At 62.2% G+C, this 9,838-nt stretch carries 14 protein-coding genes; 7 read left to right on the forward strand and 7 right to left on the reverse strand.

Features of this window, described 5'->3' with window-relative positions; all coding sequences use genetic code 11:
- Positions 1 to 51: 51 nt before the first annotated feature.
- Positions 52 to 1,284 (forward strand): saccharopine dehydrogenase family protein, encoded by a 1,233-nt coding sequence (locus A11A3_RS01160; RefSeq protein ID WP_008927423.1) that lies wholly within the window; start codon positions 52 to 54, stop codon positions 1,282 to 1,284.
- A gap of 516 nt (positions 1,285 to 1,800) precedes the next feature.
- On the opposite strand, the gene A11A3_RS01165 is transcribed toward A11A3_RS01160, so the two are convergent.
- The 5 genes from A11A3_RS01165 to A11A3_RS01185 form a co-directional block, all read right to left on the reverse strand.
- Positions 1,801 to 2,160 (reverse strand): DUF4189 domain-containing protein, encoded by a 360-nt coding sequence (locus A11A3_RS01165; protein ID WP_008927424.1) that lies wholly within the window; start codon positions 2,158 to 2,160, stop codon positions 1,801 to 1,803.
- Between the two features lie 175 nt (positions 2,161 to 2,335).
- The gene (locus A11A3_RS01170) at positions 2,336 to 2,737 is read right to left on the reverse strand and encodes a DUF1801 domain-containing protein (RefSeq protein WP_040296551.1); all 402 of its coding nucleotides are present in this window, start codon (positions 2,735 to 2,737) and stop codon (positions 2,336 to 2,338) included.
- Positions 2,738 to 2,753: 16 nt separating this feature from the next.
- Entirely contained in the window at positions 2,754 to 3,122 is a 369-nt protein-coding gene (locus A11A3_RS01175; RefSeq protein WP_008927426.1) for a hypothetical protein, read from the reverse strand.
- A 20-nt stretch (positions 3,123 to 3,142) separates the two neighbouring features.
- Positions 3,143 to 3,583, reverse strand: a complete 441-nt coding sequence (locus A11A3_RS01180) for an SRPBCC family protein (RefSeq protein WP_008927427.1) — start codon at positions 3,581 to 3,583, stop codon at positions 3,143 to 3,145.
- Positions 3,580 to 3,909: an ArsR/SmtB family transcription factor gene (locus A11A3_RS01185; protein ID WP_040296589.1), complete on the reverse strand. Its 330-nt coding sequence runs from the start codon at positions 3,907 to 3,909 to the stop codon at positions 3,580 to 3,582. Before A11A3_RS01185 ends, A11A3_RS01180 begins: the two co-directional genes overlap by 4 nt.
- Before the next feature lie 194 nt (positions 3,910 to 4,103).
- On the opposite strand from A11A3_RS01185, the gene murI reads away from it, so the two are divergent.
- The 5 genes from murI to panB all read left to right on the forward strand — a co-directional run bounded on the left by murI (position 4,104) and on the right by panB (position 7,254).
- A complete protein-coding gene (gene murI, locus A11A3_RS01190; RefSeq protein WP_008927429.1) occupies positions 4,104 to 4,910 on the forward strand; it encodes a glutamate racemase in 807 nt (268 codons plus the stop codon).
- Between the two features lie 37 nt (positions 4,911 to 4,947).
- The gene (locus tag A11A3_RS01195; protein ID WP_008927430.1) at positions 4,948 to 5,547 is read left to right on the forward strand and encodes a LysE family translocator; all 600 of its coding nucleotides are present in this window, start codon (positions 4,948 to 4,950) and stop codon (positions 5,545 to 5,547) included.
- A gap of 73 nt (positions 5,548 to 5,620) precedes the next feature.
- Positions 5,621 to 6,028, forward strand: coding sequence for a GFA family protein (locus tag A11A3_RS01200; RefSeq protein WP_008927431.1), 408 nt, complete (start codon positions 5,621 to 5,623; stop codon positions 6,026 to 6,028).
- Positions 6,021 to 6,446 carry a PaaI family thioesterase gene (locus A11A3_RS01205; RefSeq protein ID WP_008927432.1) on the forward strand — a complete coding sequence of 142 codons (426 nt, stop codon included), beginning with the start codon at positions 6,021 to 6,023 and terminating at the stop codon, positions 6,444 to 6,446. Before A11A3_RS01200 ends, A11A3_RS01205 begins: the two co-directional genes overlap by 8 nt.
- A 22-nt stretch (positions 6,447 to 6,468) precedes the next feature.
- Positions 6,469 to 7,254, forward strand: a complete 786-nt coding sequence (gene panB / locus A11A3_RS01210; protein WP_008927433.1) for a 3-methyl-2-oxobutanoate hydroxymethyltransferase — start codon at positions 6,469 to 6,471, stop codon at positions 7,252 to 7,254.
- Positions 7,255 to 7,399: 145 nt separating this feature from the next.
- Here panB and A11A3_RS01215 read toward each other — a convergent pair whose 3' ends face one another.
- Positions 7,400 to 8,179 (reverse strand): siderophore-interacting protein, encoded by a 780-nt coding sequence (locus A11A3_RS01215; protein ID WP_040296552.1) that lies wholly within the window; start codon positions 8,177 to 8,179, stop codon positions 7,400 to 7,402.
- Between the two features lie 97 nt (positions 8,180 to 8,276).
- Here A11A3_RS01215 and A11A3_RS01220 point away from each other — a divergent pair, with 97 nt between their 5' ends.
- On the forward strand, positions 8,277 to 8,708 hold the full coding sequence (locus A11A3_RS01220; RefSeq protein ID WP_008927435.1) for a MarR family winged helix-turn-helix transcriptional regulator: 432 nt from the start codon (positions 8,277 to 8,279) through the stop codon (positions 8,706 to 8,708).
- Here the strand turns inward: A11A3_RS01220 and A11A3_RS01225 are convergent, their stop codons facing one another.
- Entirely contained in the window at positions 8,709 to 9,620 is a 912-nt protein-coding gene (locus tag A11A3_RS01225) for a bestrophin family protein (protein WP_008927436.1), read from the reverse strand. It lies immediately after the preceding gene.
- Positions 9,621 to 9,838: the final 218 nt, after the last annotated feature.

A 9,838-nucleotide genomic window follows, 5' to 3' on the forward strand; every position in this document is an offset into this window, starting at 1 on the left:
GCCGCTCGCAGGCGTAGCATGAGCACAACGTTTTGCTCACAGGGAAGCTCCATGACAGACACGACCTATGATGTAGTGGTGTTCGGCGCCACCAGCTTTGTTGGCCAGATCCTCTGCCAGTACTACACCGACACCTACGGCGTGGACGGCGAGCTGAAATGGGCCGCCGCCGGCCGCTCGCAGGAGAAACTGGAAAGCGTACGCGCCAAACTGGGCAGCGCCGCCGCCAGGCTGCCGCTGATCGTCGCCAACGCCAACGACGACGCCAGCCTCGACGCCCTCTGCCAACAGACCCGCGTGGTCATCTCCACCGTCGGCCCCTACGCGCTCTACGGCGATGCCATGGTGCGCGCCTGCGTGGACAACGGCACCGACTACTGCGACCTGACCGGCGAGGCCCAGTGGATCGCCGCCATGCTGGAACAGTTCGAAAGCCGCGCCAAAGAGAGCGGCGCGCGCATCGTCCACTGCTGCGGCTTCGACTCCATTCCCTCGGACATGGGCGTGTTCTTCCTGCAGCAACAGGCCGTTAAACAGTTCGGCGAGCCCTGCACCGACGTGGCCCTGCGCGTAAAAGTGGCCAAGGGCGGTGTCTCCGGCGGCACCGTGGCCAGCATGATGAACATCGCCGAGGAAATCACCAAAGATCCCTCCCTGCGCAAGAAGCTCGCCGACCCTTACCTGCTCTGCCCGCCCGGCCATACCTTTAACGCCCGTCAGCCGAAAATGACCCTGACCCGCTACGAGCCGGAATTCGACGCCTGGAGCACCCCGTTCGTGATGGAGGCCATCAACAGCCGCATCGTGCACCGCTCCAACGCCCTCAGCGGCAACGCCTACGGCGACAACTTTACCTACAGCGAGCGTATGCTCACCGGCAAGGGCACCAGCGGCCGCCTCAAGGCCGCCGGCATGGGCGTGGGTCTCGGCGCCTTCTTCGGCACCGCCACCCTCAAACCCGGCCGCTGGCTACTCAACAAGTTCGTGGTGCCGCAACCCGGCGAAGGCCCCAGCCCGGAAGCCCAGAAAGCCGGCTTCTACGACGTGCGCTTCATCGGCCACACCGCCGGCGGCAACACCCTCAAGACCAAGGTCACCGGCGACGCCGACCCGGGCTACGGCTCCACCGCCAAAATGCTCGGCCAGGCCGCTGCCTGCCTGGCCCAGGACGTCCCCGCCGACAAGCCCGGCGGCTTCTGGACCACCGCCACCCTGCTCGGCGACGCCCTGATAAACCGCCTGCAAAACAACGCCGGCCTCAAGTTCGAAGTCCTGAAAGACTGACCCACCCCGCCGGGCAGACCCTCCCTGCCCGGCGATTTTCCGCTCCAGAAAGCCGCGCTTGCCACGCTCCCATGTAAGACATTTGCCATTACATCGAGTCCTTTTGATGTGGCAGCATTTTCGTAGAGGGATCAAGGGCATCTCAGGAAGAGAGGTTGTGGCTCCGGAACCAGCACCACCCATAAAAGTGAGAATGGCAAAAACCATGTCTGACCTTCTGGAATTCATTGGCCAAATTGGAAGCAGCTTTCCTTACCTTTACCGTATCTGGGGCCTCATTCTTTCTTCATCTTATCGAAGCCGGCTCGTCCAGGAATACCAATCCAGATCAGCACTCTGGGTTACCTTTGATCTGGTCATGAGCCTTTTCTTTTTTCTGGCAGAACTATGGCTCGTCCATGTCTGCATGACTTCATGGATTTCATAGTCTTTTGACAGCAAGACCGACCTGTTTGGCGAACACGCATCAGACAAAGTCGGTCCTGCTCTGTCACTGTCAGGCTGACATCTTCCTGATCAGTTCGAGTCACACCCCCATGCCCGCACCATGCAGTTACGCCCACCCTGGCGGATGCAATACTGCATGGCAGTACTCTGGGCCTGCCCACCGCTGGAGGCGGTACCCCAACCGTACACGGAGCTGCCGGGGCTCTGGTCGGCGGCATAGGCGGCGCAGCCGCGGGAGAAGGTTTGCACCACGCGGCAACCGTAGCCGCATTCACTCAGTGCCCTGGCCTGGGCCTGCTGTATGGTGCTGTAGTTGTAGCTGAAGCCGTACTGATCGCCCTGATTGCTATCAATTGCCAGGGCTCCGCTTGCCCAGGCCCCGCAGGCCAGGGTCAGCCCCAGCAGGATTGCCAACAGATTGCGTGTCATCGCTTTTGCTCCTTTCAGGTGGATGCGCCGGCGGCCGGGCTTGCCCCCCCATCAAGGGCGAACGCGTCCCTGCGAACCTTTGCTTTGAAAAGAGCCTAGCCGCCTGCCAGGGGCAACACATCACCCATATCAGGTATGCGCTGACAGGCTTTGGTGTCTTTTTGTTAGCAATCTGTCAGCCGTTGAGCCGGGCCGCTTCGCGGATCAGGGCCTTGAAGGCGCTCTCATCCAAGCTGTCGTCGGCCTTGATATCAATGGCACGGCGGGCGTTGCCGCCCAGGCTGGCATTGAACAGCCCCGCCGGATCCGGCAGGGCAGCGCCCTTCATGAAGGTGAATTTGACCTTGTCCTTGTAGGTTTCACCGGTGCAGAGAATGCCACCACAGGACCATACCGGCACCCCGGCCGGGTTGCTGGGCTTGCGCCATTTGATCTCCTCGCGCACCTGCGGCACGGCCTCAAGGATCAGGGCGCGCAGGCGAGCCAGCACCTCGCCACGCCAGTCGCCCAGGGCCCGAATCATTGCATCTATATCCGCTGCGGTGTTTTCGTCGCTTGCCGATGGGTTCTTTTTCATTACCATTGCCTTCCCTTTACAACGGTTTTCGCTTGTAACGCCCGTAGGCGATCCATGCGGCGATAGCCGCCACCACCAGCCAGTACGCCAGCGGGCCGACACCTTGCTGACCACCGCTCAGATACAACAGGCAGAACACCAGCATCTCCAGCATGATGAACAATGCCGCCAACGGTACCAGGCGGCCAGCCGGACGACTGAACATCGGCAGGATCAACAGCACACTGGCCACCAGCTCGACAATAGCCATGCCCACCCAGAGACTGTGAGGGATAGCCTGCAACGACACCATGGTCTGCTGCGCAGAATGGGAAAATTTCCATATCGCTCCGACGGCGGTATGTAGCGCCAGTGCCGTCTGCAAAAACCATAAGGTGATGTTCATGACTTGCTCCCTGTCATCAGTTAGTCCTGTTCGTCCAGCAGATCAGCCAGCTTCTGCCCCATGGCTTTCCAGCCATGGCGTGCACCGGCAAAGTTGCGGTTCTGGTCGCGCCCGAAGCCTGCGTGGTCCAGCACCAGTCGCGTACCCGTGCCATCAGGTTCAAGCGTGAAGGTGACTTGCGTGTTCAGGTCACCGACACACCAGCTGTAACGCAGCAGGCGGGGGGCATGGATCGCCAGCAAACGGCAATGTACCAAGCCATCCCAATTTTCCTGGGGGGGCGCCTGGAAGGTAAAGGCGGTATCGACTTCCGGCTTGAAGCCGGTACTTGGCAACAGCCACTCCGCCATGAGCTCAGGAATGGTGAGCGCGCGCCAGATTTTTTCCGGCGGATGGGCCAGTTCAAAAACCAGTGTCAGCGCCTCTGTCTGCGACGGTGCCGTGATGTCGGATAGCTTCATTGGTCCATCCTGTTCAGCAATTGCTCCAGACGGTCAACGCGCTCGGTCCAGAATGCCCGGTAGTGTTCAATCCAGCCAATCAGCGGCTCCATACCTTGAGGTTCAATACGGTAATAAATGCGCCGCCCATCTCGCCGGCTGGCCACCAGCCCCGCTTCACGCAGACTGGCCAGGTGTTGTGAAACCGCCGGCTGGGAAATCTGGAATCGCGCCTTGAGATCGTTGACCGCCGCCTCCCCCTGGGTCAGGGCCTCAAAGATGGCCCGGCGGCTGGGGTCTGCCAGCGCCTGGAAGATTCGGTTTTCCTGTTCCGGTGATCGCGTCATGCCAATCATATAAGCACCCACTTATATATAAGTCAATACTTATAAGGTCTACGCGCCCCGCAAAACCTCACCGGAGCCTGCTAACACCACCCAAAGTCGTGCCCGTCACTTGCCATGCGCGGCATTTTCCAGTTTCCTTCCGTCCACCAACTGTATTCATGCGCCACAGGCAAGGCAGAAACGCCCTCGACAATATGGCTGACACTGGCTCCATTGGTATTTTCGACTCCGGCATTGGCGGCTTGCCCATTGCCCGCGAGATCCACCGGCTGTTGCCGGGGGAAGATATCGCCTATGTGGCTGACACCCACCATGCCCCCTATGGCGAAAAGAGCGACGCGGCCATCCTGGCCCGCGCCTTTGCGGTCACCGATTTTCTGGTCACGCGGCAGGCCAAGGCCATCGTGGTGGCCTGCAATACCGCCACCACCACTTGTATCCGTGCCCTGCGCGAGCGTTATGCCCTGCCCTTTATCGGTGTGGAGCCCGGCATCAAGCCGGCGGTGTTGAATAGCCGCAGCGGCGTGGTGGGCGTGCTGGCCACCCCCAAGACGCTGGTTACCGAATCCTTTCTCAGCCTGGCGGCCAAGGTGGCCGGGAATGTGAAGATGGAAGTAATGCCCTGCCCGGAACTGGTTCGTCAGGTGGAATCACTGCAGCTGGACTGCCCGCAAGCCCGGCAGGTGGTGGCGCAATATGTTCAGCCCCTGCTGGACCGCGGGGCGGATACCATCGTGCTGGGCTGTACCCACTATGTGCACCTGAAACCCCTGATCGCCGAGGTGGCCGGCCCCGGCGTGACCATTATCAGCACCGAGGAAGCGGTGGCCCGGGAAACCCGCCGCCGCCTGAGCCAGGAAAACCGCCTGCGCCCAACCTCAGCCGACACCGTGGGTCAGACCGCCTTTTTCAGTAACGGCGACCCGCAGCGGTTCCGCGATCAGGTGCAGACCTTGTGGGGCCAGTGCGACATAATCGGGGCATTCCCGGCCACTGTCTGACAGGCTCAAACCTCGGCTCCACCGTGAAGGAGCGCCCATGTCGCTGACTGACTGCCTGCTACTTGTGGGCATCATGCTGCCGCTGGCGGCCATGCCCAGTACCAGTGTGGCACTGGTGGTGACGCGCAGCGCCACCGCCGGTCGACGCCAGGGTGTGCGGGTGACCGCCGGCATTGTCTGCGCGGATCTTCTCTTTGTGATGCTGGCCCTGCTGGGCATGACCATGCTCGCCGGGTTACTGGGCGCCTTTTTCACGGCGGTGAAATATCTGGCCGGCGCCTACCTGATCTGGCTGGGCATCTGCCTGCTGCGACAATCGCGTGCCAGTACCTCCGCCGGACAGCACCCGGCCGGCGACTTTCTCGCCGGGCTGCTGGTCACACTGGGGGACATCAAGGCAATCTTTTTCTATGCCAGCCTGCTACCGACGCTGGTGGACCTGACCCGGCTGACCGCCACCGACATCTTCATCATTCTGGCACTGACCACACTGACCGTGGGCGGCGTCAAGCTGGGCTATGTGTGGGCGGCCTCGCGGCTACATGATCGGCTGGCCGCCCGCCTCACGTCGGCGCCCCGCCGGCTGGGCGGCGGCCTGATGATCGGTTGTGGCTCGGTGCTGATACTCAAGGCCTGAACTGACGACTGCCACCATGGATTTTTATCAGGCGCTGGCTTTTACTGGATGACTCATTTCGATGGAGCCAGCCATGCCCGGCCTGAAAGGAAGCTGCCTGTGTCAGGCAGTGCAGTACGAAATTGACCGTCTGGACATGCCACCGGTGCACTGCCACTGCCACCGTTGCCGCAAGGCCCATGCGGCCGCCTTTGCCACCACCGCCGGGGTAATGCGCAATCACTTCCGCTGGCTGAAGGGCACCTCGGCGTTATCCAGTTTTGAATCTTCACCGGGCAAGCTGCGTCATTTCTGCCGGCATTGTGGTTCGCACCTGATGGCGGAGCGCCTTGAACAGCCCCATGTAATCGTGCGCATCGCCACGCTGGATGATGACCCCGGCATGACTCCCATCGCCCACATCTGGGCCAGCCAGGATGTGCCCTGGCTGGCCTGTGTGGATCAACCGGTTTACTCGCAATGGCAGGATTCCCATGACTGAACAAAGCCTTCTCGATTTCGGCAAACAGATTCTCCAGTCCCAACCTTTCAGTGCCCTGCTGGGCACGGAACTCACCGACTTTGAACCGGGCAAGGCGGTGCTGACACTGGCCGTGCGCGATGAGCTGAAGCAGCAACACGGGTTTGTGCATGGCGGCGTGGTCAGCTACCTGGCCGACAATGCCCTCACCTATGCAGGAGGCTCCGTGCTGGGCGATTCGGTGACGTCTGAGTACAAGATCAATTATCTGCGCCCGGCCATCGGCGAGACTCTGGAGGCCCGCGCCACAGTGATCGCCTCCGGAAAAACCCAGGCCGTGTGCCAGTGCGAGGTATTTGCCTTCCGGGACGGCCAGGCGCATCTTGTGGCCTTGGCCCAGGGCACGATCAACGCCGCCAACGCCACACGCAAACCCTGACCGCCCAACTGGAGGACAGCCCATGATTCTGCAACCGAAGGACTTTCAGGCCCGCAAGGGCAACCAGCCGATTGCCATGCTCACCGCCTATACCTGCCCGGTGGCCCGCAATATCGAGGAAGCGGGCATCCCGGTGATTCTGGTGGGCGATACCGTGGGCATGGTGGAGATGGGCTTCGACAGTACCCGTGATGTGACACTGGAACACATGGAATACCACATCGGCGCGGTGCGCCGGGGCGCGCCAAAGACACATATCATCGGCGACCTGCCCTACCGCACCGATCGCGACCCGCAAACCGCCCTGGCCAGCGCCCGCCGTCTGCTGGCCGCTGGCGCCGACAGCATCAAGCTGGAGGGCGCCAAGGTAGCGGAGATCCGCGCGCTGGTGGACGCCGGCATTGCCGTAGTCGGCCACACCGGCCTGACGCCGCAGACCGCCACCAGTTTCAAGCAGGTGGGCAAGACCGACACCCAGGCGCAGCAGATTCTTGATGATGCCCGCGCCATCGAAGCCGCCGGCGCCTTCATGCTGGTGATCGAACATGTGCCCTACCGCCTGGCCGCCAGGCTCACCGAACAGCTGGGCATTCCCACCATCGGCATTGGCGCCGGGCCGGACTGTGATGGCCAGGTGCTGGTGATCAATGATGCCCTGGGCCTGGGGGATTACTGGCCGCCGTTTTCCAAACAGTACGCCCACGCCAGCCGCACCATTGCGCAGGTGGCCCGGGATTTTTCCCGGGAGGTGGCCAGCCGGGAATTCCCCAACAACATCATTCCCCTTACCGGTACCGGCAAAACGTAACGACGGTTTGTCAGGAGCGGCGCCAGCGTCGCGCCTACGGTGGGGTGGCGGTGTTGACGAGAGCCACCCCCTCCCCGGCCCTCCCCTTGGCAGGGGAGGGAGCAAAAAACGGTCCTCCCCCTCGTTGAGGGGGAGCTAGAGGGGGTCAGGGGGCCTTGCGTTTTGCCACCTGGTGAACATCTTCGGTCATGCCGATCTGCCAGTAGCCGCTGGCATAGAGGCGCCGGCGCGGGATATCACGTTCGCTGACCAGGTAACGGCGGATGGCGCGAACGGCGCCGCTTTCACCGGCCACCCACACGGACGGCGAGCCAGCCTGCCAGGGCAGGTCGATGACCGCATCCACCAGAGCGGTGGACGGTTGTGACGGGGTCGGGTTGAGGAGCCAGTGCACCTGCAATCCGGGCGGGAACGGCAATGGCTGTTTGTCCGCCGGATCCATGATTTCCAGTACCGCATGGCCTTTGGCACCCCTGGGCAGGCGCTCGATGTTAGCGGCGATGGCAGGCAGGGCCGACATGTCGCCGGCAAACAGAAACCAGTCCGCCTCAAGATCCACCCACTTGGGCTGGCCAGGGCCGGCGAAGCCGACCCGGTCACCGGGGCGAGCGGTGGCCGCCCAGTGAGAGGCCGGGCCGTGGTCACTGTGCATCATGAAATCCACCACCACCTCGCCGCGCCCCCGGTCAAAGTGGCGCAAGGTATAGGTGCGCACCACCGGGCGTTCGTGCTCGGGCAGATCGCCGAAGGGCGGGCGGGCGATGGTGGCCTGCCCCGGGCGGGGGATCAGCAGTTTGAAGTTGGCGCTTTCATGGCCTTCGGGAAAGTCATCCAGGTTGTCGCCACCGAGCACGACCCGCTTCATGTTGGGGGTCAGACACTCAGTGCGGCGCACCTCGAGAATACGGGGAGCCGGTCTTGGCATGGGAAACCTCGCAGGGCGATGGGGCCGAAGTTGTTGCCCCGGACTATTTAGTAGACAATATCAACCATAAAGCAAATTAATTGATAAAGTCAACCATATGAACCCGGACTCCGATATCCGCCATGCCCTGTGGCAACTGGCCTTCCAGTTCAAGGTCAGCACCAAGCGCGCTATCCGCGACTATGGCCTGCCGCTCAACGGCATGCATGTGCGCACCCTGCACCTGATCCGCAGCCAGCCGGATTGTACCGCCAACCAGCTGGCCACCATTACCGGCCGCGACAAGGCACAGATTACCCGGCTGCTCAAGGAATTGGAGGCCATGGCACTGATCACGCGCACGCCCCACCCCGGCGACAGGCGCAGCCAGATTGTGGCGCTCAGCGACACGGGCCGCGAGCTGATGGCGCGTACGGTGGAGGCGGAAAAAGCGGTGGAGAAACGTCTGCTCAAGGGTATGAGCAAAGAGGAAGTCAGCACCTTCGTGAGCCTGGCCCACAAGATGCTGGAGAATTTGCGCGAGGCATAATTACATCAGCTGGTGGTTGACCACCTGCAACGGGGGCGGCGCGATGTCGCCCAGTGCTTCCGCCACGGAAATTTCATGGATACGGCACAGGGAATCCAGCGGCAGGTCGTTGGCATCACGCCCGAAGGGTGTTTCCAGATGTTCGGCCAGGCAGTCCAGTCCGAAGAAGGTATAGGCCACCACGGCCACGCACACCGGCGTGGCCCAGCCCACCGCCCCTACCAGAGCGAACGGCAAGAGGTAGCAGTAAATGTAGGCGGTGCGATGCACCAGCAGGGTATAGGCGAACGGCAACGGGGTATGGGCAATCCGTTCGCAGGCCGCCTGGATGCCACTGAGGGCAGTGACATGATGGTTGAGCATTTGCAGCCCCACCGAATCCGGTGCGCCCTCGCGATAAAGCACGCCCAGCTCACCACCCACCTGTTGCAATAACCCCTCCGCGCCATTGCGCAGCCCCTGCACATGTTGCAGCTCTTGCTTGCTCAGCCAGGTTGTCAGTGTGTCGCTGACATCTTCGCCGCGCAGTTGCCCACGCAGGGCGTGGGCATGGGCCAGTACCAGAGAGAGTATGCGCCGGCGCGCCGGATGCCCGTCGCCCAGCAGTGACGCACTGGCCCGGGCCAGGCTGCGAATCTCGTAGACCATCTGCCCCCATTGTTTACGCGCTTCCCACCAGCGCTCGTAGGAGGCGTTGTTGCGGAAGCTGAGCAGGATCGACAGCACCAACCCCAGAAGCGTGATCGGCAATACCGTCAGGCTGCTGATATCCAGCCAGCCATAGTGATGGGCGGCAGTGAGCCCGGCGGCAAACAGCGCCACCAGCAACATGTGCGGCAGGATATCCAGCACGATGGAGCCGCGCAGGGTGATCAGCAGGGCAAAGGCATTGGGGCGGTCGCGAACGATCATGAACAATTCCGTTGGCAGGTTGTGATCATGATACGGGATTGCGGCAAGCGAGGCAGGCCAGCTTGGCAGCGACCCCACCCCAGCCCTCCCCTTGGCAGGGGAGGGAGTTCTCCCCCTCATTGAGGGGGAGTTAGAGGGGGCAACGACATCTCAATGATTTGGCATTGATTCGGTCTCTGCCTCGCCCCCTCTCCCCCAGCCCCTCTCCCGCAAGGGGA

This window comes from Alcanivorax hongdengensis A-11-3 (genome assembly GCF_000300995.1).
In the GTDB taxonomy this organism is placed as follows: domain Bacteria; phylum Pseudomonadota; class Gammaproteobacteria; order Pseudomonadales; family Alcanivoracaceae; genus Alcanivorax; species Alcanivorax hongdengensis.

Bases quoted from the DNA above. Each gene is read 5' to 3' on its own strand.
- A11A3_RS01205 (WP_008927432.1), top strand. From the start codon at position 6,021: ATGACTGAACAAAGCCTTCTCGATTTCGGCAAACAGATTCTCCAGTCC.
- murI (WP_008927429.1), top strand. From the start codon at position 4,104: ATGGCTGACACTGGCTCCATTGGTATTTTCGACTCCGGCATTGGCGGC.
- A11A3_RS01175 (WP_008927426.1), bottom strand. From the start codon at position 3,122: ATGAACATCACCTTATGGTTTTTGCAGACGGCACTGGCGCTACATACC.
- A11A3_RS01225 (WP_008927436.1), bottom strand. From the start codon at position 9,620: ATGATCGTTCGCGACCGCCCCAATGCCTTTGCCCTGCTGATCACCCTG.
- panB (WP_008927433.1), top strand. From the start codon at position 6,469: ATGATTCTGCAACCGAAGGACTTTCAGGCCCGCAAGGGCAACCAGCCG.
- A11A3_RS01215 (WP_040296552.1), bottom strand. From the start codon at position 8,179: ATGCCAAGACCGGCTCCCCGTATTCTCGAGGTGCGCCGCACTGAGTGT.
- A11A3_RS01220 (WP_008927435.1), top strand. From the start codon at position 8,277: ATGAACCCGGACTCCGATATCCGCCATGCCCTGTGGCAACTGGCCTTC.
- A11A3_RS01185 (WP_040296589.1), bottom strand. From the start codon at position 3,909: ATGACGCGATCACCGGAACAGGAAAACCGAATCTTCCAGGCGCTGGCA.
- A11A3_RS01165 (WP_008927424.1), bottom strand. From the start codon at position 2,160: ATGACACGCAATCTGTTGGCAATCCTGCTGGGGCTGACCCTGGCCTGC.
- A11A3_RS01180 (WP_008927427.1), bottom strand. From the start codon at position 3,583: ATGAAGCTATCCGACATCACGGCACCGTCGCAGACAGAGGCGCTGACA.
- A11A3_RS01170 (WP_040296551.1), bottom strand. From the start codon at position 2,737: ATGAAAAAGAACCCATCGGCAAGCGACGAAAACACCGCAGCGGATATA.
- A11A3_RS01160 (WP_008927423.1), top strand. From the start codon at position 52: ATGACAGACACGACCTATGATGTAGTGGTGTTCGGCGCCACCAGCTTT.
- A11A3_RS01195 (WP_008927430.1), top strand. From the start codon at position 4,948: ATGTCGCTGACTGACTGCCTGCTACTTGTGGGCATCATGCTGCCGCTG.
- A11A3_RS01200 (WP_008927431.1), top strand. From the start codon at position 5,621: ATGCCCGGCCTGAAAGGAAGCTGCCTGTGTCAGGCAGTGCAGTACGAA.